General features: G+C 68.2%; 26 protein-coding genes and 2 pseudogenes. 16 read left to right on the forward strand and 12 right to left on the reverse strand.

Annotated elements, in window-relative coordinates; translation table 11 throughout:
- Positions 1 to 75: 75 nt before the first annotated feature.
- The 4 genes from M3330_RS13140 to M3330_RS13155 are packed head-to-tail and all read left to right on the forward strand — an operon-like array spanning position 76 to position 4,575.
- Positions 76 to 1,272, forward strand: coding sequence for an acyl-CoA dehydrogenase family protein (locus M3330_RS13140; RefSeq protein WP_006553121.1), 1,197 nt, complete (start codon positions 76 to 78; stop codon positions 1,270 to 1,272).
- Entirely contained in the window at positions 1,269 to 2,009 is a 741-nt protein-coding gene (locus tag M3330_RS13145; RefSeq protein WP_255024915.1) for a hypothetical protein, read from the forward strand. The genes M3330_RS13140 and M3330_RS13145 overlap by 4 nt, the downstream gene beginning before the upstream one ends.
- A complete protein-coding gene (locus M3330_RS13150) occupies positions 2,006 to 2,881 on the forward strand; it encodes an alpha/beta fold hydrolase (protein WP_024102387.1) in 876 nt (291 codons plus the stop codon). The genes M3330_RS13145 and M3330_RS13150 overlap by 4 nt, the downstream gene beginning before the upstream one ends.
- Positions 2,878 to 4,575 (forward strand): AMP-binding protein, encoded by a 1,698-nt coding sequence (locus M3330_RS13155; protein WP_255024916.1) that lies wholly within the window; start codon positions 2,878 to 2,880, stop codon positions 4,573 to 4,575. Before M3330_RS13150 ends, M3330_RS13155 begins: the two co-directional genes overlap by 4 nt.
- Positions 4,576 to 4,613: 38 nt before the next feature.
- Here the strand turns inward: M3330_RS13155 and M3330_RS13160 are convergent.
- A pseudogene (locus M3330_RS13160) lies at positions 4,614 to 5,610 on the reverse strand (MFS transporter).
- 75 nt (positions 5,611 to 5,685) lie between these two features.
- On the reverse strand, positions 5,686 to 6,015 hold the full coding sequence (locus M3330_RS13165; protein WP_006553126.1) for a GYD domain-containing protein: 330 nt from the start codon (positions 6,013 to 6,015) through the stop codon (positions 5,686 to 5,688).
- Positions 6,016 to 6,142: 127 nt separating this feature from the next.
- On the opposite strand from M3330_RS13165, the gene M3330_RS13170 reads away from it, so the two are divergent.
- Positions 6,143 to 6,550: a TIGR03618 family F420-dependent PPOX class oxidoreductase gene (locus tag M3330_RS13170; RefSeq protein WP_024102384.1), complete on the forward strand. Its 408-nt coding sequence runs from the start codon at positions 6,143 to 6,145 to the stop codon at positions 6,548 to 6,550.
- A gap of 25 nt (positions 6,551 to 6,575) precedes the next feature.
- Here M3330_RS13170 and M3330_RS13175 read toward each other — a convergent pair whose 3' ends face one another.
- Entirely contained in the window at positions 6,576 to 7,157 is a 582-nt protein-coding gene (locus M3330_RS13175) for an HdeD family acid-resistance protein (RefSeq protein ID WP_033097483.1), read from the reverse strand.
- Between the two features lie 98 nt (positions 7,158 to 7,255).
- On the opposite strand from M3330_RS13175, the gene M3330_RS13180 reads away from it, so the two are divergent.
- Together M3330_RS13180 and M3330_RS13185 are read left to right on the forward strand one after the other, a co-directional pair.
- Complete coding sequence (locus tag M3330_RS13180; RefSeq protein WP_024102382.1) at positions 7,256 to 8,068, forward strand: DUF72 domain-containing protein; 813 nt, start codon at positions 7,256 to 7,258, stop codon at positions 8,066 to 8,068.
- The gene (locus M3330_RS13185) at positions 8,065 to 8,580 is read left to right on the forward strand and encodes a hypothetical protein (protein ID WP_006553130.1); all 516 of its coding nucleotides are present in this window, start codon (positions 8,065 to 8,067) and stop codon (positions 8,578 to 8,580) included. Before M3330_RS13180 ends, M3330_RS13185 begins: the two co-directional genes overlap by 4 nt.
- A gap of 13 nt (positions 8,581 to 8,593) precedes the next feature.
- Here the strand turns inward: M3330_RS13185 and M3330_RS13190 are convergent, their stop codons facing one another.
- On the reverse strand, positions 8,594 to 9,106 hold the full coding sequence (locus tag M3330_RS13190) for a MarR family winged helix-turn-helix transcriptional regulator (RefSeq protein WP_006553131.1): 513 nt from the start codon (positions 9,104 to 9,106) through the stop codon (positions 8,594 to 8,596).
- A 70-nt stretch (positions 9,107 to 9,176) separates the two neighbouring features.
- Between M3330_RS13190 and M3330_RS13195 the strand changes: the two genes are divergently transcribed.
- Positions 9,177 to 10,589, forward strand: a complete 1,413-nt coding sequence (locus tag M3330_RS13195) for an FUSC family protein (protein WP_255024917.1) — start codon at positions 9,177 to 9,179, stop codon at positions 10,587 to 10,589.
- A gap of 63 nt (positions 10,590 to 10,652) precedes the next feature.
- Here M3330_RS13195 and M3330_RS13200 read toward each other — a convergent pair whose 3' ends face one another.
- Both M3330_RS13200 and M3330_RS13205 read right to left on the reverse strand, forming a co-directional pair.
- Positions 10,653 to 11,051 (reverse strand): Lsr2 family protein, encoded by a 399-nt coding sequence (locus tag M3330_RS13200; RefSeq protein ID WP_006553133.1) that lies wholly within the window; start codon positions 11,049 to 11,051, stop codon positions 10,653 to 10,655.
- Between the two features lie 37 nt (positions 11,052 to 11,088).
- Positions 11,089 to 12,165, reverse strand: coding sequence for a nucleoside hydrolase (locus M3330_RS13205; RefSeq protein WP_006553134.1), 1,077 nt, complete (start codon positions 12,163 to 12,165; stop codon positions 11,089 to 11,091).
- Between the two features lie 59 nt (positions 12,166 to 12,224).
- Here M3330_RS13205 and M3330_RS13210 point away from each other — a divergent pair, with 59 nt between their 5' ends.
- On the forward strand, positions 12,225 to 13,031 hold the full coding sequence (locus M3330_RS13210) for an acyl-CoA thioesterase domain-containing protein (protein WP_006553135.1): 807 nt from the start codon (positions 12,225 to 12,227) through the stop codon (positions 13,029 to 13,031).
- Positions 13,032 to 13,050: 19 nt separating this feature from the next.
- Positions 13,051 to 13,701, forward strand: coding sequence for a cyclase family protein (locus tag M3330_RS13215; protein WP_006553136.1), 651 nt, complete (start codon positions 13,051 to 13,053; stop codon positions 13,699 to 13,701).
- A 49-nt stretch (positions 13,702 to 13,750) separates the two neighbouring features.
- Here the strand turns inward: M3330_RS13215 and M3330_RS13220 are convergent, their stop codons facing one another.
- Positions 13,751 to 14,422: a FadR/GntR family transcriptional regulator gene (locus M3330_RS13220; protein WP_006553137.1), complete on the reverse strand. Its 672-nt coding sequence runs from the start codon at positions 14,420 to 14,422 to the stop codon at positions 13,751 to 13,753.
- Between the two features lie 277 nt (positions 14,423 to 14,699).
- Here M3330_RS13220 and M3330_RS13225 point away from each other — a divergent pair.
- A pseudogene (locus M3330_RS13225) lies at positions 14,700 to 16,116 on the forward strand (2-isopropylmalate synthase).
- On the opposite strand, the gene M3330_RS13230 reads toward M3330_RS13225, so the two are convergent.
- Positions 16,085 to 16,816, reverse strand: a complete 732-nt coding sequence (locus tag M3330_RS13230) for a M50 family metallopeptidase (protein WP_006553139.1) — start codon at positions 16,814 to 16,816, stop codon at positions 16,085 to 16,087. The pseudogene M3330_RS13225 and the gene M3330_RS13230 sit on opposite strands and share 32 nt — an antisense overlap.
- A gap of 53 nt (positions 16,817 to 16,869) precedes the next feature.
- Between M3330_RS13230 and M3330_RS13235 the strand changes: the two genes are divergently transcribed.
- Positions 16,870 to 17,568: an AzlC family ABC transporter permease gene (locus M3330_RS13235; RefSeq protein ID WP_006553140.1), complete on the forward strand. Its 699-nt coding sequence runs from the start codon at positions 16,870 to 16,872 to the stop codon at positions 17,566 to 17,568.
- Positions 17,561 to 17,890, forward strand: a complete 330-nt coding sequence (locus M3330_RS13240; protein WP_006553141.1) for a branched-chain amino acid transporter permease — start codon at positions 17,561 to 17,563, stop codon at positions 17,888 to 17,890. The genes M3330_RS13235 and M3330_RS13240 overlap by 8 nt, the downstream gene beginning before the upstream one ends.
- Here M3330_RS13240 and M3330_RS13245 read toward each other — a convergent pair.
- Together M3330_RS13245 and aztD are read right to left on the reverse strand one after the other, a co-directional pair.
- Positions 17,860 to 19,098: a glycosyltransferase 87 family protein gene (locus tag M3330_RS13245; protein WP_006553142.1), complete on the reverse strand. Its 1,239-nt coding sequence runs from the start codon at positions 19,096 to 19,098 to the stop codon at positions 17,860 to 17,862. The genes M3330_RS13240 and M3330_RS13245 overlap by 31 nt on opposite strands.
- Before the next feature lie 232 nt (positions 19,099 to 19,330).
- A complete protein-coding gene (gene aztD / locus M3330_RS13250; RefSeq protein ID WP_255024918.1) occupies positions 19,331 to 20,572 on the reverse strand; it encodes a zinc metallochaperone AztD in 1,242 nt (413 codons plus the stop codon).
- A gap of 217 nt (positions 20,573 to 20,789) precedes the next feature.
- Between aztD and M3330_RS13255 the strand changes: the two genes are divergently transcribed.
- The gene (locus M3330_RS13255; protein WP_006553144.1) at positions 20,790 to 21,977 is read left to right on the forward strand and encodes an ATP-binding protein; all 1,188 of its coding nucleotides are present in this window, start codon (positions 20,790 to 20,792) and stop codon (positions 21,975 to 21,977) included.
- A gap of 22 nt (positions 21,978 to 21,999) precedes the next feature.
- Here the strand turns inward: M3330_RS13255 and M3330_RS13260 are convergent, their stop codons facing one another.
- Positions 22,000 to 22,674: a nitroreductase gene (locus M3330_RS13260; protein ID WP_019288835.1), complete on the reverse strand. Its 675-nt coding sequence runs from the start codon at positions 22,672 to 22,674 to the stop codon at positions 22,000 to 22,002.
- A 110-nt stretch (positions 22,675 to 22,784) separates the two neighbouring features.
- The gene (locus M3330_RS13265) at positions 22,785 to 23,792 is read right to left on the reverse strand and encodes an NAD(P)H-dependent glycerol-3-phosphate dehydrogenase (RefSeq protein ID WP_200358909.1); all 1,008 of its coding nucleotides are present in this window, start codon (positions 23,790 to 23,792) and stop codon (positions 22,785 to 22,787) included.
- Positions 23,793 to 23,949: 157 nt separating this feature from the next.
- Between M3330_RS13265 and M3330_RS13270 the strand changes: the two genes are divergently transcribed.
- Together M3330_RS13270 and M3330_RS13275 are read left to right on the forward strand one after the other, a co-directional pair.
- On the forward strand, positions 23,950 to 24,399 hold the full coding sequence (locus M3330_RS13270; protein WP_039958298.1) for a helix-turn-helix transcriptional regulator: 450 nt from the start codon (positions 23,950 to 23,952) through the stop codon (positions 24,397 to 24,399).
- A gap of 5 nt (positions 24,400 to 24,404) precedes the next feature.
- On the forward strand, positions 24,405 to 24,815 hold the full coding sequence (locus M3330_RS13275; RefSeq protein ID WP_006553148.1) for a VOC family protein: 411 nt from the start codon (positions 24,405 to 24,407) through the stop codon (positions 24,813 to 24,815).
- Positions 24,816 to 24,824: the final 9 nt, after the last annotated feature.

Here is a 24,824-nt window from a genome sequence, read left to right on the forward strand (position 1 = left end):
GTCATGGGTGCCGTGCTGTACTGGGTGAACAAGCGTTAATGACCTACTCCGGTCCATCGAAGGAGTGCACCTCCCATGACCCACCGCCCCTCGCAGCCGCGCACCGATTCCCCGCGCTATCTCACCGAGGAACGCCTCGCGATCCGCGACCTCGCCCGTGACTTCGCGATGACGAAGGTGCTGCCCGTCGCCAACGAACTCGACCCGGTCCAGGGCGCCATCCCCGACTCCCTCAAGAAGGAGATGGCCGAGATCGGCTTCTTCGGGATCATGATCCCCGAGGAACACGGCGGTCTCGGGCTCGGCGTCTTCGAGTACTGCCTCGTGGCCGAGGAACTGTCGCGGGCATGGATGAGCGTGTCGGGTCTGCTCGCCCGCGGCAACGGCATGGGCGGTGGATTCACCCCCGAGCAGGAGGCGGCACTGCTGCCCAAGGTCGCGCGCGGTGAGTACCTCGGCGCGTACGCCCTGTCGGAGGCCGAGGCCGGCTCCGACGTCGCGAACATCTCGTGCCGCGCCGTGCGCGACGGCGACGACTGGGTCGTCAACGGCACCAAGATGTGGTGCACCTACGCCGACGAGGCCGACTACCTCGTGCTCTTCGCCCGCACCGACCCGAACAAGGACCCGGCCAAGCCGCATCGCGGCATCAGCGCCTTCCTCGTCGAGAAGGAACGCGGCGTGTTCCCCGAGGGCATCTCGGGTACCAAGGTCCGCAAGATCGGCTACTTCGGGTGGAGCACCTGGGAACTGTCGTTCGACAACTTCCGCATCCCGGCCGACAAGATGCTCGGCGAGGAGGGCAAGGGCTTCTACCTCGCCGTCTCCGGCCTCGAGGTGGGCCGTGCCCACACCGCCGCCCGCGCCATCGGCCTCGCCCGCGCCGCGCTCGAGGATTCGATCGAGTACGTGCACACCCGCCGCCAGTTCGGCCGCCCCATCGGCGATTTCCAGCATCTGAGGTTCAAGATCGCGAAGATGGCCGCCGACATCGAGGCCGCACGCCAGCTGATGTACTCGGTCGCCACCGACATCGACACCGGCCGGCGGTGCTCGCTCGAGGCGTCGATGTGCAAGCTCGTCGCCACCGAGATGGCCGAGCAGGTCACCAGTGAGGCCGTGCAGATCCACGGCGGCGCCGGATACACCACCGACTTCCAGGTCGAACGCCATTGGCGCGACGCACGTCTGACGAAGATCTTCGAGGGCACCAGCGAGATCCAGATGCGCATCATCTCCGACGAACTCCTGGGAAGGCCCGAGCAGGCATGAGCGCACACACCGTCACCCGCCCGCTCACCGTCGGGGACCGCACCGCCTCGGAACCCTGCACCGTGGCCGATGTCCTGACCGCCTCCGGTACGGTGGCACCGGCGAACTCACCCGTCCTCGGTGCCCTGGCCGTCGCCTCGCTCGTCCCGTCCGTTCCCGGTGGCGTACCGTCCGGATTCGACTGGAACGCAAACGATCCGGTCTCCGCATCGGACGTCGTATCGGCGGACACCGTGATCACCCGCGTGTCCGGACGGACCGCGCACCGCTACGTCCGGCTCGTGGACCAGGCCGGCACGGTACGCGAATCCGGCACCGAGACATGGACCTTCGACGACGAACAGCCGACGGTTCCCGAACTGGACTTCTGCACACCCGCCTGGGGCGCACTGCTCGCCGAGAGCCTCTCGGAAGACCGGGACTTCACTTCCTCGCTGTCCACCTGGGACGGCACCATCGGACTGCGCAGCGGCGAGATCGAACTGCACCTGCGCATCTACAAGGGGCGGATCGTCGACGTCATCCGGCGCACCCCGCACGGCGCGACGTTCACCTTCGTCGCGTCCGACCACGCCTGGACCGATCTCGTCCTGTCCGAGGAGAACGACTTCATGCGCCGCGCCATCCGCGGCGAATTCTCCTCCACCGGAGACGGATACGAATACCTACGCCTGACCAAGCCGCTCAACACGATCATCGGGCACGCCCGTGCCCTCGCCCGAAAGGCCCGCTCATGATCGAGGCCCGCTACCTGGAGATCGGCGGAGCGCTCGGCTTCGTCGAGATCGTCACTCCCGACGCACGATCCGGCAACGCGCTCGACGCGACCGATCTGCCCACCGTCCTGTGTATCCACACTGCGGGCCAGAGCGGCGTGCAGTGGCGCCACGCGGCCCGGGATCTCGCCGACCGCGGCTACCGGGTGGTCGTCCCCGACCTGCCCGGCCACGGACGTTCCGAACCGGCACCCGGCGGCCCCGTCACGAGCCTGATCACCTACGGCGACTGGTTGTGCGAGGTGCTCGACGCGCTCGGGATCGACCGGCCGTTCGTCATGGGCTGCTCGATCGGGGGCAAGCTCACACTCGAACTCGCGACCCGCCCGGACCGTCCGCTGTCCGGGGCCGTGGCGATGGAAGCCGAGCCCGGCCCGGGCCGCGTCAACGTCACCGGTCTGCGCCGCGAACTCGAGGACGTCGCCGGACCGTCGCGCTCCGAGCGCACCTATCTGGGAACTCTTGCATCCGTGGGACGTTCGGTTCCGGAGGTGAAGGCGCACACGATCGCGCTCATGCACAAGCGGGAGGACCCGGAGATCTCGTCGTCCGACCTCATCGGCTGGGGAACCCACGACGTGCGCGACCGCCTCGACCGGGTGACCGCACCGATCCACCTCGTCGCCGGCGTCGACGACCCGTGGATCGACCCCGACGCCGTGGCCCGGGCAGCGGACACCATCAACGACGCACTTCCCGGACGCGCCCGCTTCACGGCACTGGCCGGTATCGGGCACTATCCGATGGAGGAGATCGACGACTTCGCCGCGCTCGCCGACACCTGGATCGGTGAACTGCGCCGGGTCGCTGTTCCCGAGGAGGCAGCGCTGTGACCACCACCCGCACCGACACCCTGCCCGCACTGCTCGACGGGCTCGCCGCCGCGAATCCGGATGCCCCGATCGCCTACGACATCGTCGACGACGTGGCGGTGGCCCGCAGCCGCGGAGAGTTCCGCGACCGGGTCGAGGCCGTGCGCAGCGAACTCGACGGCATCGGCCTGCGCGCCGGCCAGTGCATCGCGGTGATGTTGCCGAACTGGTCCGACGCACTCGTGTGGCAGTTCGCGGCCTCCGCGCTCGGTGCCCACGTCATCGGTGTCAACACCCGCTACAACACCCGTGAGGTCGCGCACATACTCACCGCCGCACGACCTGCCGTCGTGTCCGTGCCGGCCGCCTTCCACGGACTCGACCTGTTCGGTCGGCTCACCGAGGCCGCGGCGTCCGTGCCCGATGTGGCCACCCCGGTGGTTGCGGTGGTGCCCGGACCGGCGAACCCCTCGGCGTCCCCGGCCGACTTCGATCTCGGCGGAGGCGCGTGGACGGCCGGCAGCGGCGACACGCGTGGCGCAAGCGCTCCCGAGACCCCCGACACCGCGACACTCACCCCGGCCGGGATCGACGACGATCCCGAGGATCGGATCGCGGTGGCGTTCACGACATCCGGTTCCACGGGCGTGCCCAAGCTGGCCGCACATCGCGGCAACGCGGTCGTCCGTCACGGACGCGCCGACGCCGCGATCATGAAGGTCGCCGAGGGCGACGTGGCGCTGTGCGTGCTCCCGGTCTCGGGGGTCTTCGGTTTCAGTACCGCGATGGCGGCGCTCGCCGGTGGGGGAGCGCTGCTCATGGAGACGGTCTTCGATCCGGATGCGGTTCTGCGCCGGATGCGGGAGGTCGGGGTCACGCACGCGGTGGGCGCCGACGACCTGTTCGGCCGTCTCTACGACGCCTGGCACGACGGCGAACGCGTCGATCTGTCGTCATTGCGCTGGGTCGGCATCGCCGACTTCCTCGGCCGCTCCCACGAGATCGCCCGATGGCTGCGCGACGAATTCGGCACCCACACCTCCGGTGTGTTCGGTTCGTCCGAGGTCTTCGCCCTCGCGATGCTGTGGAACGCCGACGATCCGGAATCGGTGCGTTGGAACGGTGGCGGACGCGCGGTCGACACGGCGATCGAACTGCGGGTCGCCGATCCCTACGACGATCGGGTCCTCCCGGCCGGCGAACAGGGCGAACTGCAGTTCCGCGGCCCGAACGTCGTCGACGCCTATCTCGGCAACCCCGACGCCGCCGCGCGCGCGTTCACGGCCGACGGTTGGTTCCGCAGCGGCGACCTCGCCGTCGACCTCGGCGAGGGGGGTTTCCGTTACGTCTGCCGGATGGGCGACGTCCTGCGCCTGCGCGGCTTCCTCGTCGACCCCGCCGAGATCGAGACGCGTCTGGCGGAGCATCCCGGCGTGGCCACGGCCAAGGTCGTCGGCATCACCGGCGACGGCGGCTACACGGAGGCGATCGGTTTCGTCGTCCCCACCGACGACGCACCCGCGGACACGACGTCGGTGACCCTTCGGGCCTGGTGCCGCGAGACCCTCGCCGCCTTCAAGGTGCCCACGGCGATCCATGTCATCGAACGGATGCCCACCACGGTCGGGGGCAACGGCTCGAAGATCCGCGCCGTGGAACTGCGCGAGTGGGCCCGCGAGTGGGCCGGTAGCGAACGCGACTTCCGAGCCGGATAGCGTCCTGCGTCGTCACGATCCGCACGCGGTCGCGTCGCTCAGTTGCGGCCCATCGGTGCGGTCGTGGCGACGCGGCCCCTGGTGAGAATCGACAGCGACGCGGCGACCGCGCACAGGGACGCTCCGGCCCACCACGCGTAGGTGTAGGTGCCGAGGTTGTCGCGGATGACCCCGGCTCCGAAAGCGGCCGCCGCGGCACCGATCTGGTGGGAGGCGAACACCCAGCCGAACACGATGGTTCCGCGGTCGCCGAAGATCCGGCGGCACAGCATCGCAGTCGGCGGCACGGTGGCGACCCAGTCCAGGCCGTAGACCACGACGAACAGGATCATGCTGGGGTGCACGGACTCCTGCAGCAACCAGGGCAGCAGGAGCAGACCCACGCCGCGGAAGGTGTAGTAGAAGGCCAGCAGCTTGCGGGGGTCGAACTTGTCGGTCAGCCATCCGGAGGCGATGGTGCCGACGATGTCGAAGATCCCCACGGCGGCCATGAGGCTCGCCGCGGTGGTCGTGGGCATGCCGTGGTCGTGGGCCGACGGGATGAAGTGGATGCCGACGAGTCCGTTGGTGGTGGCTCCGCAGATGGCGAAGGCGATCGCGAGGGCCCAGAACGCCCGGTGACGCACCGCGAAGACCAGCCCTTCGAGAGCGCGGCCGACGGCACCACCGGTCGCCCGTGCCGGCGCGATGTAGGTCTCGGGGTCGGCCCCGTAGGGCAGGACGCCGCGCTCGTCGGGATGATCGCGGATCACCGCCCACACCAGCGGGACGACGACGAGCGCCGCCGCGGCGATCACGAGGGAGGCCTGCCGCCACCCGACGTTCTCCGCGAGCGCGGCCACGGGAGGGAGGATCACCAGCTGGCCGGTCGCGGAACCGGCCGAACTCGTCGTGCAGCGGCACCATGAGCGCGCCGGGTGCCGCCCGGAAGCCGGCGGCGCCGAACAACGCGAGGAAGGCCACCGCGGCGACCCACCATGCCGGGTGGATGCGGGCCGGTCGGTGGTCACTGCGCTGGGCCGGGCGCACACTCATCACGAATTCACTTTCTTCGAGAAAGCAACAGGATGAGCAGACGATACCCAGCAGTGCGTCGCGGGAGGCGAGCGGTCAGCCGTCCTGACTCCCCGGCGTCCGGTAACTCGCGTCGCGGCGCGCGGCCTCGTCGACCTGTTCGGGGGTGAGCAGGGCGATCGGCGTGGAGCGCGCGGCGCCGGAGGCGATGGTGCGGAGTTCGAGTGTCGCGGCCGCGATCTCGTCGGGCACCTCGCCGAGCACGTACAGATCGTGACCACCGAGCGCGAAGTGCACCGAATCGACCGTCCCGCCCACACTTTCGACCATCCGGACGATGGCGTCGCGCCGGGACGTACCGCCGTCCGTGAGCAACCCGCGTGCGCCGTCCGCGGTGTAGTTCACCTGCCAGAGATATCGCGGCATGATCGTCTCCTTTCGAGGATCCCGACCTCCATGGTCGGTCCTCCCCTCGTCACCCGGGACGGTTTCGCCGGGAATCGCGGCCTAGTCTCGATATCGAGATCCATCCACCGCATCGAAAGGGAGTGCCGTGCCGAAACGACCCGTGCCCGGGGCCGTCGCAGAATTCCTCACCCAGCCCAACTACGCCACGATCAGCTCTCTGCGCCCGGACGGTCATCCGGTGTCCGTTCCGACCTGGTACGTCTACGAGGACGGCCGCATCCTCGTCAACATGGACTCCACCCGTAAGCGCCTCGACTACCTGCGGAACGATCCGCGGGTGAGCCTGTCGGCGATGGATCCGCAGGACTGGATCACGCACGTGAGCCTCCAGGGGCGGGTCGTCGAATTCACCGACGATCCGTCCCTGGAGGACATCGACCGGATCGCTCGCCACTACACGGGCGAGCCGTACCACGCGCGCGACGGCAAGCGCGTCAACGCGTGGATCGAGATCGACCGCTGGCACGCGTGGGGTCGCCTGCGCAACGCCTGAGATCGATCGGGGAAAAGGCCGGTGGTCAGATGACGCCGGCCTTCTTCGCCGTACTGCGTGCCTGGAACGCCAGGATGATGAGCAGCACGCCGAACAGGATCGCGTAGATGCCGAGCAGGACGATCAGGCTCAGGATGCCCTCGCCGGGGAAGATCAGCAGCACGATGCCGAACAGGACGGCGACGACGCCGGCGAGCACCGACCACACCCATCCGGACTCGGGGACCTTCCGGAAACGGATGCCGCCGACGATGCCGGTGATGCCGAACAGGATGGCGTAGAACGCGATCACGTACAGCAGTGCGAGTGCGGTGATGCCGGGCCAGAACAGTGCGACGAGGCCGGCGAGGACGGAGACGACGCCCATGGCGAGCCACCAGCCCCAGCCCTCGGGCTTGTCACGGACCGACTGGACGACCAGTACGATGCCGTCGATGATCGCGTAGGCCGCGAAGACGACCACCAGCGCCCACACGGTGATGCCGGGCCAGACGAGTGCGACGACACCGAAGAGGACCGCGAGGATGCCGCGCAGCAGCACCACCCACCAGATCTGCTTCAGTAATGATCGGAACGGATCGTTGGAAGAAACCGAGCTCGTGGACATGACGGCTCCTGGCGTGTGATGTGATCTTGTAGCCCAGAGGATAAGCGCGGTCGTGCTGTTTCGCGTGCCGAATCGAAGCCGAGGTTACGCTCGGAAACGTGGCCGGGGCGAGGATCGGGATATCGGGATGGCGCTATCCGGGCTGGCGCGGAGACTTCTATCCGGAAGGACTCGTCCAACGCCGGGAACTCGAGTACGCCGCCCAGCGGTTCGGATCGATCGAGATCAACGGCTCGTTCTATTCGCTGCAGCGCCCGAGCAGCTATCTCGCGTGGCGGGACGCCGCACCCGACGACTTCGTCTACGCCGTCAAGGGCGGGCGGTTCGTCACCCACATGAAACGGCTCGCGGGTGTCGACGACGCCCTCGCCAACTTTTTCGCCTCCGGTGTGCTCGCGCTCGGCCCGAAACTCGGTCCGGTGCTGTGGCAGCTCCCGCCGACCCTCGGTTTCGAGGAGGACAGGTTCGCGGACTTCTTCACCCGGTTGCCCCGCACGACGATGGCCGCCGGCGAACTCGCCCGCCGGCACACCGACAAACTCGCCGACGATCGGGTGTGGGTGGAGGTGGACGCCGAGCGTCCGCTGCGGCACGCCGTCGAGGTGCGGCATCCCGACCTCGCGAGCCCGCAGGCCGTGGAGTTGCTGCGCGCGCACGACATCGGGCTCGTCGTCGCCGACACGGCCGGAAAGTTCCCGTTCCTCACCGACGTCACGAGCGATTTCGTCTACGTGCGGATGCACGGCGACAAGGAGCTGTATGCGAGCGGGTACACCCCCGACGTTCTCGACGTGTGGGCCGAGCGGATCCGCGGATGGCTGGGCGACGGCCGGGACGTCTACGTGTACTTCGACAACGACATGAAAGGCTGTGCACCGCACGACGCGCTCGCGTTGCAGGAACGCCTGTGACCGGGCGTCCGGAGGAAGGACAGGAGATCGCTGTGTGGCCCGACCACTGGCCGAGAACGCCGCGGGAGATCGCGACGGCCACCGCCGATGCGCTCGCCGCTGCCCGCAGCGAGTCGGCCGAGCCCTTCGACGAGGCGGTCGCGGTACTGGTCGACCTGCCCTACGAGCAGGTCACGGCCGTGCACGCGGGCATGGTCCGGGAGTTGCTCGAGGAACTGCATCCCGACGGTCTCGCCGGTGAGGACGTGCAGGCCGTGCTCGAACGCTCCGTCCGTTCCGGACTGCGATGGCTGCCATCGCTCGAACCCGAAGCCGTTGTTGCTGTGCTCACGGGTGCGCTCGGAGTGTCCGATTCCGACGCCGAACGCCCGAAGATCCGTCCCGAGCAGTATCTGGCCGCGGGCCTGCTCGTCGTCGCCGATCTCGTCGCTGCGCGCCGCGTGGCTCCCGAGGCGTATCTGCGCCGCGCCGTGAGCGAGATCGAACGGGCCGAGACGCAGGAGATGCCCTGACCTGTTCGGGGGATCAGGCCGGATAGTGGTTCTCGACGTTGCGGACGACCTTGCGCAACAGGTCGGACAGGACCTGAACCTCGTCGTCGTCGAGTCCGTCGAGCATCTGCCGCTCGCGTGCCAGGCGTCGCGGGAACTCCTTCTCGACGAGTGCGCGCCCGTCGTCGGTGAGGGTGAGGAGGACGACGCGGCCGTCGCGTTCGAGTCGTGTGCGTTCGACGAGACCGAGTTTGGCGAGTCGCTCGGTGTGCTTCGTCGTCGACGCACCGGAGATCCCCGTGATCGAGGTGACCTCGCTGGCGCGTAACGGGTGGTCGCTGCGGGCGAGCGCGCTGAGTACCTCGAACTCGCTGCGGCTGATGCCGCTCGGTTCGAGTTCCCGATCGAAGTAGGTGAGCGCGAGCGACCCGATGCGGGTGATGCGACCGATCACGTCGATGGGGCGCAGGTCGAGGCCGGGGTAGTGGGCGGTCCATCCGAGACGTACGCGATCGACGTAATCGGGCTGGGGCGTCTCGGAGGGCATGTGGCAAGTCTAACGGCAGCGGACGAACAATTTCATAGATATTTTACTAGTGAAACAATAGGGTGGACGGATGCTGGACCGCCGACTCGACGACCGCCCTCAGCTCCGTCACACCCGGAGAGCGCTCGCGCATCCGCTGTCGGCGAGCGCGTGGAAGGACGCCCTCGAAGTGCGGCGCGGCGATCCGACCGTGGCCGTGGCGCTGCGCGTGGGGTTCGCGACGATGCTCGCCCTCGTCGGCGGCGGTCTGCTCGGTTACGGACAAGTCGCCGGCTTCGCCGCCCTCGGCGCACTCACCAGTGCCTTCCTGCGATACGAACCGTATCCGCGTCTCGCCGTGCGCCTTCCGTGGGTCGGCCTCGGCATCGTCGGTTACACCGCCTTCGGGGCTGCGCTCGGCGCGATGGGCGCCCCGCTGTGGGTGCAGATCGTTGCGCTCTCGCTGGGCTCGGCCGTCGCGTACTGGGTGTTCACGGCCTTCTCGCTCATGGGCCCCGGCCCGGTGATCCTCATCTTCGCGGCCGCCGGCGCCGCCGGTTTCTCCGACGGATGGGGCGATGCGGGGCTGGTCACCGCCGCGGCGACCATCGGTGCTCTGCTCGGATATGTCATCGCGATGCTCCCCGCGCTCTCCCATCCCCACACGCCCGCTCGTCTGGCGGTCGCACGCGCCCTCGCGGCGGTCTCCGCCGTCGAGATCCGCGGTGCGGACGCCGTTCCCGCTGCGCGACAGAGCATCCGGAAGGCGCGCGAGACCGTCGCACTGAACGCCTCGCGACGTCCGGACGCCCATGTCCACGAACTGGCCGCACTGCTCGACGCGGCCGAGACGGTTCTCGACAGCGGGTCGCACGACACCTCCCGCGCACGTTGCGACGATTTCTCCCGATTCGAGAAGGAACTTCGGAAAGCGCGGCGCGACATCGAGATTCCGCGTGTCGATGCCGAGGGGCGGCCGGTGCTGCCCACGCCGCCCGGCTTCGTCCGCGCAGGATGCGGTCGTCTGCTCGACCGTCTCGTGCTGATCGGAGCGGCCCGGATCTTCGTGGCGTCGTTGCTCGCCGCGTCGTTCGCCGCATCGATCGGGCTCGACCATCCGTTGTGGGCTGCGATGGGTGCCATGGCGGCGCTGCAAGGATTGAACTACCGCAATACTGTTCAGCGCGGTATCCAGCGTCTGATCGGAAATGTCGGCGGCGCCATGATCGCTGCCGTGCTGCTCGCGCTCGACCTGGGCTACTGGCCGGTGGTCGCGGCCGCCGTGCTGTTCCAGACGCTCACCGAACTCACGGTGACCCGGAACTACGGGCTCGCCTCGGTCGGGGTGACGACGATGGCGTTGCTGCTCACCGGTCTCGGGCAGCACGCGGGTCCGGGCCTCGCCGTCAACCGGGTCGCCGACACCGTCATCGGCGTGGTCGTGGGCGTGATCGTCGCTGCGGTGACCATCCGACGCGACGACCGGCACCATCTCGTCGCGTGACGAGGCGGCACCGGTCGTCGGTGGCGTTCATGGCCTGCCGCGGGGGAGGCAGCCGGGTGATGCTCAGGAGTGTGCGGCTTCGAACCGCTCGAGGATGTGACGCGGGATCCGGCCGCGCGAGCTGACGTCGTAACCCTTGTTACGGGCCCAGTGCCGGATCGCGGCCAGTTGCTCCGGCGACCGGGTGGGCGGAATCGCCTTGTGAGTCCCCGCCGTCCGTGTGCGGGCCTTCGTTGCCGTCTGCTTCGGCGTGATGGTGCGGGTGCTCGAAGCGGGCTTCTCAGGTGCCTTCTCGTGCAACCACGGGCGGAGTACCGCCAGGAACTTGTCTGCGTTCGCCGGCCGCAGGTCGATTTCGTACTCGTCGTCGTCGACCGTGATGCGGAACGACTGCGCCAGGCCGTCCATGATCGGTTGGCCGTCGATATCGTCGAAATATTGGACGCGCACTTTCTGTGCCACGTTTATCTCCTTGTCCCCGAACTGTGCGCTGTCGACGCTAGTTCTTACTCGGGGGTAGGTTCAAGTCGCGAATGTACGATCCCACCCGCTCGACGAAATGATCGAAGAACTCTGCCGGACGGGTGCCCGCCACGATATCCGCGTTCGGCGTCCTCTGCCACATACCGGACAGATCGGCGACCGTCGTGCCCCGGGTGAGCCGTCCGTCGAGCTCGACGTCGACCGTCGCGGGCCGGGAGGTGTAGGGAACCGTGCCCAGCGCGACCGCCGCGGCGAACGGGTCGTGCACGTGCGCGAGGAAGCCCAGGCCCTGGTCACGGTGGAATTCCATGTAGAACCGCAGTGCATCGGAGATGTGGCGGACGAGAGGGACATCGGCCGTCGACCGCGTACCGCGCGGAGCGTCCGGGGACAGCTCCCCGGATCGGGGCACACCGACGACGTCCCCGATCTGCGCGACATGCTCGGGATGCATCTCGATCGACTCCGTGACGTCGAGCGGGCACACGATCGGTCGCCGGTCCGGAGGGACGATCGAGAACGCGTCGAACACGACCTTGGCGGCCTCCGGATCCACCGCGACGTTCCATTCCGAGGTCGGCGTCGTATTACCGGGATGGTGGAAACACCCACCCATGATCACGAGGCGACGCAACCGCGACGGCAGTTCCGGGTCGATGCGCAGGGCGAGGGCGAGGTTGGTGAGCGGGCCGGTGACGAGCCCGGTGAGCTCTCCCGGATGCTCGCGGGTGAGATCGACCCACGCCTGCGCGGCCGATCGCGGCGACCGCGACTGCGACGCAGCGGGGAGTTCCGCATACCCGATCCCCTGTGGACCGTGCGTGTCCTCGGTGGTCATCAGTGGCGCGACCAGCGGAACCTGCGATCCGGCAGCCACTTCGATATCGGACCGACCGCACACCTCGAGCCACGACAGCGTGTTGGCGGTGACCTGGTCCACTGGCACGTTCCCCGCCGTGCACAGGGCGGCGACGATCTCGGCTTCCGGGCTCGCGACGAGATAGAGCAGGGCGAGAGCGTCGTCGATGCCGGTGTCGACGTCGACGATCAGGCGGGTACGGGCAGCCGGAACATCGGGTTCGTGTACATGCACGATCCCATCTTCGGGTATCCCGATGAACGCACCGCGGCCGGTGCTGGGAGAATTCCCGAATGCACGAGCGCAAGAACCGCGGTTTTTTCACCGAGGACGACGGTGTCTACCTGCCCACGAAGTATGCGACCAGCCCGTGGTCGGACACGATGCTCAACGGGCCGTGTGTGAGCGGTCTGGTGGCGCGTGAGCTCGAGATCCACCATGCCGTCGAGGGTTTCGTCCCGTCCCGGTTCACCCTCGATCTCTTCAGGCCGGTCCGCAACGAGCCGATCACCTTCACCACCACCCGGGTGCGCGACGGCAACCGCATCCGCGTCGCCGACGCGAACCTGATGCAGGGTGGAGAGGTGTCGGCGCGCGCGACGCTCACCTTCCTCCGCAAGTCGGCGCCGCCGCCCGGGTCGGTGTGGTTGCGCGGCGAGTCCCCGACGCCTCCTCCCGGTTCCCCGGAGACGCAGCCCGGGCCGCTCGAGTACTCGTCGTGGTACGGCAGCGACGGCCCGGGATGGACGCGGGTGCGGTCGGAACACCAGAACTCCGATCGCAAGCGCCTGTGGTCGCGGCAGCTGCCGATCATCGTCGGCGAGGAGCTGTCGCCGTTCGTCAACACCGCGACCGTCGGTGAGGGCACGTCGTTCGTGACCAACTGGTCGGACAAAGGTGTCGGCTACATCAATTCCGATGTCACCCTGGCACTGTCCCGTCTGCCGGAAGGACCGGAGGTCGGTATCGAGGCCGACAACCACATCAGCAGCGAGGGCATCGCGGTCGGCACGGCGGTGCTGTTCGACCGTCTCGGCGCGTTCGGCACCGGTGTGGTCACCGCGCTCGCGAATGCGCAGCGGCAGGTCGATTTCGGCTGACCCGAACAGGAGTGATGTCATGCGTGTTCGGCGGATCGTCGACCTGACCCACATCGTCTCCCCGGCCATCCAGGTCTATCCCGGGGATCCGGCACCGACGTTCACACCGCACGCCACCGTCGAGACCGACGGATTCGACCTGATGCGCATCGACATGGGATCGCAGACCGGCACCCACGTCGACGCGCCGCGACACGTGCGCAGCGGCGGCGCCGCCATCGACGCGGTACCGCCGGAGAACTTCGTGGGACGCGGAGTGGTGCTCGACGTGCGCGCCCGCGTCGGCGCCGGTGCGCTCGTCACCGCCGACATGTGGGGTGGGCCTGCGATCGGCTCCGGCGACATCGCGCTGGTCCTCACCGGCTGGTCGCGGTATTTCGGCACCGACCGCTATTTCGAGCATCCGGCCCTGAGCGTCGACGCGTGCCGGTGGTTGCTCGACCGCGGCGTCCGCACGGTCGGAATCGACGCGCCGAGCGTGGATCCCACGGGCGACGAGACGCTCGCAGCGCACCACGTGCTCGCCGACGCGGGGGCGATCATCTGCGAGAACCTGCGCAATCTCGACGCGATCGACTTCGCGGATCCGCTCGTGTCCTTGCTGCCGATCCCGTTCGCGGGCGTCGACGGGGCCCCGGTGAGGGCGGTCGCGATGCAGATCGAGAAGTGACCGTCCCGCACCCGGGAGGTCGAGAACCGTCCGCAGAGAACCGGCCCGGCTATCGGCCGAGTGCCGTCGTGAGCGAGGACAAGTGGTCGCGGGTGACGGCGGCGGCGGTCACCCCGTCACGGTCCGCGATGGCGTCGTAGATGCGTCGGTGGGTATCGTGGTCGGCGTCGTCCCCGTGGGTGCCGCGCGTGCGGAGCATTTCGATCATGGCGTGACGGTTACGGGGTGTGAAGCCGTCGAACAGGTCGAGAAGGATCGGGTTGTGTGCGGCGACCACGATGGTGCGGTGGAAGACGATGTCGGTGTCGACGTGTTCCTCGATGGCCGTGCGATGGGTTTCGCGTTCCCGCAGTGACTTCTTCAATGCCCGCAGTTCGGCGGGGGTGCGGCGCGCGGCGGCAAGGGCCGAGGCCTCGACCTCGACGGCGATGCGGGCCTCGATCACGGCGAGGATGTCGGCGCGCGCGACCGTGCGCGTCCAGTCCTCGGGTGCGTCGAGAGCGGTGACGAACACGCCGGCGCCCTGCCGGGTGGTCAGGATGCCGCGTCCGGCGAGCTGACGGATCGCTTCGCGGACGGTGGAGCGGCCGACGCCGAGCTGCGGAGCCAGCGTCGTCTCGCCGGGCAGCTTGGCGCCGAGCGGCCATTCTCCGGATCGGATGCGTTCGAGGAGCAGTTCGGCGGCCTGGTCGGCGAGAGGCTCGCGGCGGACGACGGTCATGGTTCCATCATCGCAGAGTCGCCTACTCCTCTACTTGTCCGAGGAGTTATGTCAGCCTTCGGGACATGCGCTCCTTCGCGTTCCTTCTCCTTCGCCGCCACGGCGGGGCCTAGCCGGACCGGCTCCCCGTCGTGGAGTCGAACACGCGCCGGTCCCTCGTAACGACGATCGACGAAGGACTTCTCCGATGAGCACCAGCACGTTCCCGCGAATCTTCACTCCTGCCGGTCCGGTTCCTGCCGACGCCCCCGTCTGGAACAGGTAGCGGCACTCCGCCATGCCCTCACATCGCTACCGCGATGTGTACTCTCGCGTGGAGGTTCCACTGGCGCAACGGAACTGGCCCACACAACGTCTGACCGCGGCCCCACTGTGGGTGCCGGTGGACCTGCGCGACGGTAACCAGGCACTGGCCGAACCGATGGATCCCGGCCGCAAACGCCGCTTCTTCGAGCTGATGGTCGCGATGGGATATAAGGAGATCGAGGTCGGTTATCCGTCCGCCTCGCAGACCGACTTCGACTTCGTGCGCCTGATCGTCGAGACCGACATCGCGCCGCCGGACGTCACCATCGTGGTGTTCACCCCGGCACGTCGCGACCTCATCGAGCGGACTGTGGAATCCGTCCGGGGTGTCCGCAACGAGGTCGTCGTCCACATGTACACCGCGACCGCTCCCACCTGGCGCGAGGTCGTCCTCGACCGCGACCGTACCGCGCTGACGGAACTGATCGTCGCCGGTGGCCGCGACGTCCTGGAACTGGCCGGCGACCTGCCGAACGTGCGGTTCGAGTTCTCACCCGAGGTCTTCAACCTCACCGAACCCGACTACGCGCTCGAGGTGTGCGACGCGATCACCGAGTTGTGGGACGACCCCCGAACGGCCGGTGATCGTGAATCTTCCGGCCACCGTCGAGATCGCGACCCCGAACGTCTATGCCGACCAGATCGAGTACATGCACACCAACCTCGCGCGACGCGACGCGGTGATCCTGTCCGTGCACCCGCACAACGATCGCGGCACAGGTATCGCGTGCGCCGAACTCGCCGTCCTCGCCGGGGCGCAGCGGGTCGAAGGGTGCGTGTTCGGCAACGGGGAACGCACCGGCAACGTCGACATTGCGACACTCGCACTGAACCTCCACGCACAGGGCATCGATCCGATGATCGATTTCTCCGACATCGACGAGATCCGCCGCACCGTCGAATACTGCAATCGCATCGAGATCCACCCGAGGCACCCGTATGTCGGCGACCTGGTGCACACCGCCTTCAGCGGCGGGGAGGTCACTGCGACCGAACTGTGGGAGATCTTCGACGCCGCATATCTCGCACGGCCGGACGTCCCGGGTGCACCGGTGCTGCGCGCCTTCGACGTGACCGACGCGGGCACCACGATCACGCTGGGTATCGGCGGCACCGAACACCGCAGTGTCCACGAGGGCGTGGGGCCCGTCGAAGCATCGACCGACGCTCTCGCCCGTCTCGGCATCGATATCGAGGTGCTCGGCCTCCATCAGAGCAGCGTCGGCACCGACGCACTCACCCTGATCGAATTCCGCAGCGGCGACGACACACGGTGGGCAGCGGGGCGTCACCGCTCCGTGCTCACCGCGAGCCTGCACGCGGTCGTCCGTGCTGCCGCCTGCATCCCGAGGCCACTCAGGACAGCTGGGTCACCACGATCCGTGTGACGCCGTAGAAGGCGGTACCCGCCGTGACGATCGCGAACAGCGCGATCCATACGGCCGCCGGAACGCGGGTCAGTCCGCGCAACTGGTCGGCGTCCGAACCCCGGCCACGACCGCGCGAATGGGTGCGGGCGAGTTCGAGGACCGGGCGGGTCGCGCCGAGGAGCAAGACCCATGTGATCAGGTACGCCGCGGTGTACCGGACGATCGGGTCCCCGAGATAGGCGGCCGCACCGACGAGCGCACCCGCGATCACCACCGAGACGAATCCGTACAGATTGCGGATCAGCAGCAACAGGACGGCGAGCGCGGCGAGGATCGACCACAGCACCGCGGCGGGCCGATCCAGGGTCAGCAGCGTCGCCGCCGCGAATCCCAGCACGGCCGGACCGGTGTACCCGGCGAAGGTGGTCGCGACCATGCCGGGGCCTCGCGGGTTGCCGGACGACACCATCACCCCCGAGGTGTCGCTGTGCAGACGGATGCCCGACAGCTTTCGGCCCACGAGCGCCGCGACCAGCGCGTGCGACCCCTCGTGCGCCTGCGTGACGACATGGCGGGTCTTCAGCCACAGCGGCCGAACGGTGACGAGCACGAGTGCGACGATCGCCGTTCCGACGACGACCACCGTCGGAGCGGGCTGGTCGACGGTCGACACGGCCTGCCAGGCGGAGGACACGACCTCCGTGAACGAGGTGGACACAGATCACCTTCCTCCGGGCCGGGCGCCGAGACTTCCGGCCCGGCGATAGCCTGATGAGCATGCCCGACCGTCGTACCCTCGAGATCCGCGCGGGTATCAAGGACTCCTGGGCCGTCGGGCTGGGACTGATCCCGCTGGGGCTCGCGTTCGGTGTGGTTCTCACCCAGGGCGGGTTCGAATGGTGGTGGGCGCCGATCTTCTCCACCGTCATCTACGCGGGGTCGATGGAGTTCCTCGCGATCGGTCTGATCGCGGCGGTCACGCCGCTCGCCTCGGTCGCCGCGGCGACGCTGCTGGTGAACTTCCGGCACGTCTTCTACGGCCTGTCGTTCCCGCTGCACCGCATCCGCAGCCGGCTCGGGCGTCTCTACGGCGTCTATGCGCTCACCGACGAGTCGTACGCGATCGTCGCCCCCAAGGCACGTGAGCCGCTCTCGGGTACCCGCATCCTCACGGTCCAGGTGCTCTGCCAGCTGATGTGGGTCGTGTCGGGCACGATCGGCGCGTTGATCGGGGCAGTGCTCCCCGACGGGCTCGCCGGACTCGAGTTTGCCCTCACGGCACTGTTCGCGGTGCTTGCGATCGATGCCTTCCGCGCCAACCGCGACGTGCCGGCGCCGGTGCTCGCGCTGGTCTGCGGTCTCGTCGCATTGCTGGTCGCGAAAAGCCAGATGCTCGTCGTCGGGCTCGGGTTGTTCGTGGTGTGCCTGTTCGTGCGTTTCGTCTACCGGAACAAGGTGGCCCGTGCCTGAGTCGGTGCCCAGCGCCGGATATGTCCTCGGCGCTCTGGCGGTGATGTTCGTCGTGACGGTCGCGTTGCGCGCGGCGCCGTTCCTCGCGTTGTCGGCGCTGAAGAACTCCGCCTTCGTCGATTTCCTGGGCCGTACGATGCCCGCGGGCGTCATGGTGATCCTGGTGATGTACACACTGCGTGACGTGGGGGAGTCGACCTGGCTACCCGCGACCGTCGGTCTCGCGGGCACGATCGCGGTGCATCTGTGGCGACGCAACGCCGCGCTGAGCACCGTTGTCGGGACGGGTCTCTATCTCGTCGCGTCGGCGTTCTGGACCTGAGCCGGCGCGGCGACGGTCTCCTCGCGCTCGACGGCGTTCTCGGCACCGGGGCGACGATGGCGCGCGGCGACCATCGCGGCGACGAAGACTGCGATCGCGGCCAGGCACTGCGAGGTCCCGAGGACTTCGAGGAGCAACTGCTCGACCCAGCCGCCGGAGGACGCCTCACGCAGCAGGTGGTTGGGTCCGATGAGGAAGACCACGGTGGCGGGCCCCAGCACGGGCCACCAGCGGCGGTAGGCCGGCGCGACGAGCAGCGGCACGAGGAACAGCGCGTACACCCAGTGGTGGGTGACGGCGATCGGAGCGGCGAGCAGCGACGCCAGGCCCACCAGGGCCACCGCGACCACGGGCTCGTCGGCACGCAGGAAGCGGTAGGCGGCCCACGCGGTACCGGCCACGACGACCAGGGCACCGGCCAGCCACAGCGCCTTGGCGGTGCCGTCGGAGAAGTCGAAACGGGCGATGAGACCGGTGAGCGCCTGGTTGCGGAAGAACGACGGGTCGCCGGCGCGGTCGGTCGCGAAGAACTCCGTGGTCCAGAAGTAGACGGTCGAATCGGGGCGCAGCCAGTAGCCGAACGCGACGGTCGCGGCAAAGGCGCTCAGCGCGCGGAATGCCGACGGCCAGTCGCGGCGCAGCAGGAAGATCAGGCCGAAGGCGGCCGGGGTCACCTTGATGGCGGCGGCCAGCGCGATGCCGACACCGCGGAAGCGCTTCGGGATCACACCGAGCAGGTCGGCGACCACCAGTGCCATGAGCACGATGTTGATCTGGCCGAACGTGAAGTTGGAGCGGAACGGCTCGAGCCACAGTACCGGTCCGAGCGACGCGGCTGCGATCAGGCTCGGCTGCGACATGTCGAGTCGCTGGTAGACGACCTCGAGCACCCACCACACGAGAGCGATGAGTCCGATCGTCCACAACACCTGCAGGGCGGTGCTGCCCACCAACGCCATCGGGGCGAAGAGGAACGCCGCGAAGGGTGGGTAGATGAACCGGAAACCGGAATGGCTGAAGAACCCCTCGGTGTACAGCGGGGTGTGGTGCAGGAAGGCCCAGCCGGCATCGCGGAAGACGTCGAGATCCATGAGGTACTCGTTCAGCGCGTCGCGCAGGTATCCCGCGACTGCCAGCGCCGAGACCGTCAGACCGATGGCGATCAACAAGGATCGAACAGGTCGGGTACGGACTTCGGTCAACAGCACGGGCGGTACCTCCCGGTAGGAAACAGGTGCGTCGCCACGTTACACAATCGTTGTCTTCGGGATCAGGCGCCGAGAATATCGCCTCCCCAACCGTTTTGGTCGGGAAATCCGTTTCGCGAACTTGGGGAGTGAGACGGATCACGTTGCGGAAAGATCTCGACCGGCCGGACGTGAGGGGAGTATTCGTCTTTCTAGCTCCACAGCTAGAAAGACGAATACTCCGGTAGCGGAGTCAGGCGACGCCGCTGATCTCGTTCGGGGTGTGCGGCAGTTCGACAGAGCGGATCTCACCCGAGGTCACGTCCACCGCGTACAGGGAATCGGTGGCGGGATCGGTGACGAACGCCGTATCGCCCCGCACCTCGAGTGCGGGCCGAGGTGCCTGCCACTCGTCGGGCTCGGTCCACGGCTCGAGCACCTCGATCCGCCGGACGATCTCGCCGGAGTCGGGATCGATCACGTGGAGGTTGCCGTCGGTGCCGAGAACGAGTGCTTCCCCTGCCGGTCCGCGACCGAGGGAGCGGAAGGTGTAACTCGTACCGAGGTCGACGAGACGCACCGACGCCGTGCGGGTGTCCACGAGCGCGACGCGCTCGGGACGCTCGAGCTCGGCGTCGGGATCGGTCTTGTAGTCGCCGAGGACGACGGGCGAGTCCTCGCTGCCGGCCTGGTTCCCGATCCGGCCGTAGGGGTCGGGCACCGGCGCCTTCGTGAACGTTCCGTCGCGGAAGATCACCATGCCGTCCTCACATCCGAAGGCGACGACCCCGTCGGCCGCGACCGTCTCACCGTGCACACCCGGGCACTGTTCGGTGCGCGTGATCTCGGTGCCGTTCTCGTCGAGCAGCGCCACACCGGTCCGATCCTCGGAATCGCCGAGGGTGACGAGCATGCCGCCGTCGGGCATCGGGACGGCCACGCCGTGGTGGGCCTCGGGGAGCGCGCGACTGTCGAGATCCGGCAGGTCGGTCGCCGAGGCGAGATCGGCGGGGTCGAACACGTCGATGCGTCCGGTGCCGTCGTCGAACAGGGCGGTGACCCCGGCGTGCGGCACGACGTGTCCGGGCTTCTCGGCGGCGAACGTCAGGTCGGTGAGCGTGGGTGCGCCGGTGTAGTGGTGACCGTGGTCGCCGTGGGCTTCCGTCCAGCTGCCGGTGTCGAGCACGCGGAATCCGCCTTCGGTGGAGATCAGCACGTGGCGTCCGTCGCCGGCAGGGGAGAGGCGGTTGAAACCGTCGAGTGCGAAGTCGTCGACGACGGTGAGTTCTTCTTCCTCGACGACGAGGACGCCGCCGTCGTAGGTCAGGGCGAGGCGCGGCTGCGCCGTCGCCACTTCGGAAGCGGCGGCGGAGGTCGTCGTCTCGGGGGTGTCGGCCGCAGTGGTGTCGGCCTCGGTCGTACCGCCGCAGGCGGCGGCGAAGGTCGCAGCGACGACGGTGAGGGCGGCGCCGCCGTAGCGGGAGAGCGTTGTCATGGGGAAAGAAATAGCTACTATCGAAAATGAATGTCAAAGTCTGAAATGCGCATGCGTGCATGTCGCTCCGGGCGGCCGAGGTTGCAGTTGTTGTCGAGAAATCGCCGAAATGTCGACAACAACTGCGGTTTCGAGCTCGGACATACGCGAATACGGCCGTCTACGACACGCACTAGATGAGCTCAGAATCCGATGAGTTCGCCGTTAGCATCGACGGATGGATCCTGTCCGCAACCCGTACGCCCCGGGCGCGGGACAGCGCCCGCCCGAGCTCGCCGGCCGCGAGAAGCAACTCACCGCGTTCGAGGTGGTCCTCGAACGGATCGCCCGGGAACGACCCGAACGCAGCGTCGTCCTCACCGGCCTCCGCGGTGTCGGTAAGACCGTCCTTCTCAACCATCTGCGCTCCGCCGCCATCGCGAAGAGCTGGGGCACCGGCAAGATCGAGGCCCGTCCCGATCAAGGACTGCGACGCCCCCTGTCGTCGGCGCTGCACATGGCGGTCCGCGAGATCGCCGCCGCGCATCCGGATCCGGAATCGGTGGAGTACTTCCTCGGGGTGCTCAAGTCGTTCGCGCTGCGGGCTACCGCCGACAAGGGCATGCGCGAACGCTGGCAACCCGGCATCGATGCTCCGGCCGTGAAAGGGCGGGCCGACTCGGGCGACATCGAGATCGACCTCGTCGAACTGCTTGTCGACGCAGCAGGACTCGCACGCGACGTGGGCGTGGGCATCGCGTTGTTCATCGACGAGATGCAGGACCTCGGCTCCGACGACGTCTCAGCGATCTGCGGGGCCTGCCACGAGCTGAGCCAGGACGCCGCGCCGCTCATCGTCGTCGGGGCCGGTCTGCCGCACCTGCCCGCGGTGCTGTCGGCGTCGAAGTCCTACTCCGAGCGGCTGTTCACCTACCACCGCATCGACCGGCTCGACCGTGCGGCAGCGGATCTCGCGCTCATCGCGCCTGCGGCACGAGAGGACGTCGAGTTCACGCAGGACGCCCTCGACCTGCTGTACGAAACCGCCGACGGCTACCCGTATTTCGTGCAGGCCTATGGTAAGACGACCTGGGACGTCGCAGCGGATTCGCCGATCACCGCCGACGACGTGCGGGTCGCGGCACCGACTGCGGAAGAGGAACTCGCCGTCGGCTTCTTCGGCTCCCGCTACGAACGGGCGACCCCCGCCGAACGCGAATACATGCGGGCCATGGCGGATCTGGCGGGCGACGACGGGCCTGTCGCGACCTCGAAGATCGCCGTCGAACTCGGACGGAAGCCTGCCTCCCTGTCACCTGCGCGCGACGGATTGATCAAGAAGGGCCTGATCTATTCCGCCGAGCGCGGGTTCATCGGGTTCACCGTTCCGCACTTCGGGCGGTACCTGCGCGCCCAGAACGACTGACCCGGCCGGGGTGATCGAAAGTTCAGTCGACCCACTCGACGGTCTCGTCGAGCGACGCGCGATTCGTGCGACACGCATTGGCCGGGTGCGCCTCGTCGGCGTAACCGAACGAGATGGCGCAGACGATGTCGCGGTCGTCGCCGATGTTCAGTTCGCGTCGCAGCGCGGTGGCCGTCATCGCGACGGCGGCCTGCGGGACGGCGGCGATGCCGAGCGACTCGGCGGCGAGCAGCAGGGTCGAGACGTAGCCACCGCAGTCGACGGCGCCGTACACGCCGAGGGCCTTGTCGGAGGTGATGATCGCGACGTGCGGTGCGCCGAAGAAGCGGTAGTTCTCGAGCATCTGCTCGGTGCGGCGCTGGTAGTCGTCGCGGGCGATGCCCAGCGCGTTGTACAGGGCGTAGCCGGCGCCGCGGCGACGCTCGGCATAGACGCCGCGGTATTCGGCGGGTCCCGGGATGTCGGGATCCATGTTCCCCGAGGTGGCCTGCGCGTAGACGGCGTCGCGCAGGCGGTTGGTGGCGTCGCCGCTGACGATGTGCACTTGCCAGGGTTGGGAGTTGCACCAGGACGCGGTGCGCTGACCCATCTGCAGCATGCGTTCGATGTCCTCGCGCGGGACCTGTTTCGTCAGGAAGGCGCGGCAGCTGAAACGGGTGTCGAGCAGGGACGACAGCGCGTCGGCGGCAGAAGTCATGTCACCACGATGGCACATCACTTCACCGAGCGTTCGTTCAGCCGGTCGGGAGCACACGACAGGCGACTATTCGGCTTTCTACGATCCGTCCGAGAAAGCGGTAGAGAAGGTCAGACGATGTCCCTCTCGTCGCCGGGTGTGACCCGGCGCAGCCCCCGATAGGCATCGGTGGGGGTGCTCTTCCCGGTCACCACGGCCGCGACCTCGGCGGCGATCGGCATCTCCACCCCGTACTCGCGGGCGAGTTCCATGACCGTCGGCGCGGTCTTCACCCCTTCGGCGACCTGCCCCAGCGCCTCGACGGCCTCGTCGATGCTGAGCCCGCGCGCCAGCGCCTCACCGACCCGGCGGTTCCGCGACGACGGACTCGTGCACGTCGCGATGAGATCACCCATCCCCGTGAGGCCCGCGAACGTGCGCGGATCCGCACCCATGGCCTCACCGAGACGCGTCATCTCCGCCAGCCCACGGGCGAGGACCATCGCGCGGGTGTTGTCGCCGACTCTGAGCCCTTCGGCCATGCCGGCCGCGATCGCCACGATGTTCTTGAGGATCCCGCCCAGTTCGCAGCCGAGCACGTCGGTATTGCGATAGACGCGGAACAACGACGTGGCGAACAGTGGTTGCAGCGCCGCACTCACCGCTTCGTCCTGCATCGCGACCACCGACGCGGCGGCCATGCCGTCGGCGATCTCCCCGGCGATGTTCGGACCCGCGAGCAGCCCGACGGGGTGCCCCGGAAGGCATTCGGCGATCACCTCGGTGGGCCGCAGGCGGGTGCCCGGCTCGAGGCCCTTCACGAGCGAGACGACCGGGACCCACGCGCGGATCTCGTCGACAACCTGCTCGAGTGTCTTGCGCACTGCATGCGACGGCACACCGATCACCAGGACGTCGGCTTCGCGGGCGGCCTCTTCGAGATCGGAGGTCGCGCGCAGGCCCTGCGGCAGTGGCCGTTCGCCGAGATATCGACGGTTGCGGTGCTCGGTGTCGATCTCACGCGCGATGTCGTCGTTGCGGGCCCACAACGTCGTCGGGGTGTTGCGTGCGGCCAACGACGCGATCGTGGTTCCCCACGATCCCGATCCGAGAACGACGACGCGAACCGCACGAGCCATCGGTGACCTTTCGTCCGTACGGGCAGGTATCGACAGAGTGTCAGTTTTCCGGTCCCGGCGGGTCCGGTTTGTGGTCCCGGGATCCTCGCGGGGCGGATGTGCTGTGGAGGCGCACGACGACAGGATCGAGGCGGCGCATCGTGGCACGATCGGACCCGTGCCCGGTAAACCCGTCACCGATCAGCGTCTGCGCGACCTCGCGTTGCTGCGCCGCGTCCGCGACCGCATCGACCGCGAGCACGCCCAGCCCCTCGACGTCGAGGCCCTCGCCCGCGGCGTGAACATGTCGGCCGGCCATCTCAGCCGCCAGTTCAGGCTCGCGTACGGCGAGTCGCCCTATTCGTATCTCATGACCCGGCGCATCGAGCGGGCCATGACGTTGCTGCGACGCGGCGACCTCACCGTCACCGAGGTGTGCTTCGAGGTGGGCTGTTCGTCGCTCGGCACCTTCAGTACCCGGTTCACGGAACTCGTCGGCGTGCCCCCGAGCGTGTACCGCAAGCAGGCGTCCGAGGAGACGAACGGCATCCCGTCGTGCGTGGCGAAGAATGTCACCAGACCGATCAGGAATCGAGAAGCGCGGACGGGTCCGCCGGTCATACCGTGATCGGCATGGACATCACCATTCACCAGACATTCCTTCCGCACACCGATCCCGAGGCGTCCCTCGCGTTCTACCGCGACACCCTCGGCTTCGAGGTCCTCAACGACGTCGGTTACGCCGGGAAACGTTGGATCACCCTCGGCCGCGGCGACACTCCCGGCACGTCCCTGGTGCTGTACCCGCCGGACGCCGACCCCGGCATCACGGAGGAGGAGAACGCCACCATCGCCGAGATGATGGCCAAGGGCACCTTCGCATCGATCATCCTCGCGACGAAGGATCTCGACGGGACGTTCGAGCAGCTGCAGGCCGGCGACACCGAGATCGTCCAGGAACCCACCGACCAGCCGTACGGCGTCCGCGACTGCGCTCTCCGCGACCCCGCGGGAAACATGGTCCGCATCCAGCAATTGCGCTGACCGATCCCA

Source organism: Rhodococcus sp. GA1, from assembly GCF_024321955.1.
Taxonomy (GTDB): domain Bacteria; phylum Actinomycetota; class Actinomycetes; order Mycobacteriales; family Mycobacteriaceae; genus Rhodococcus; species Rhodococcus pyridinivorans.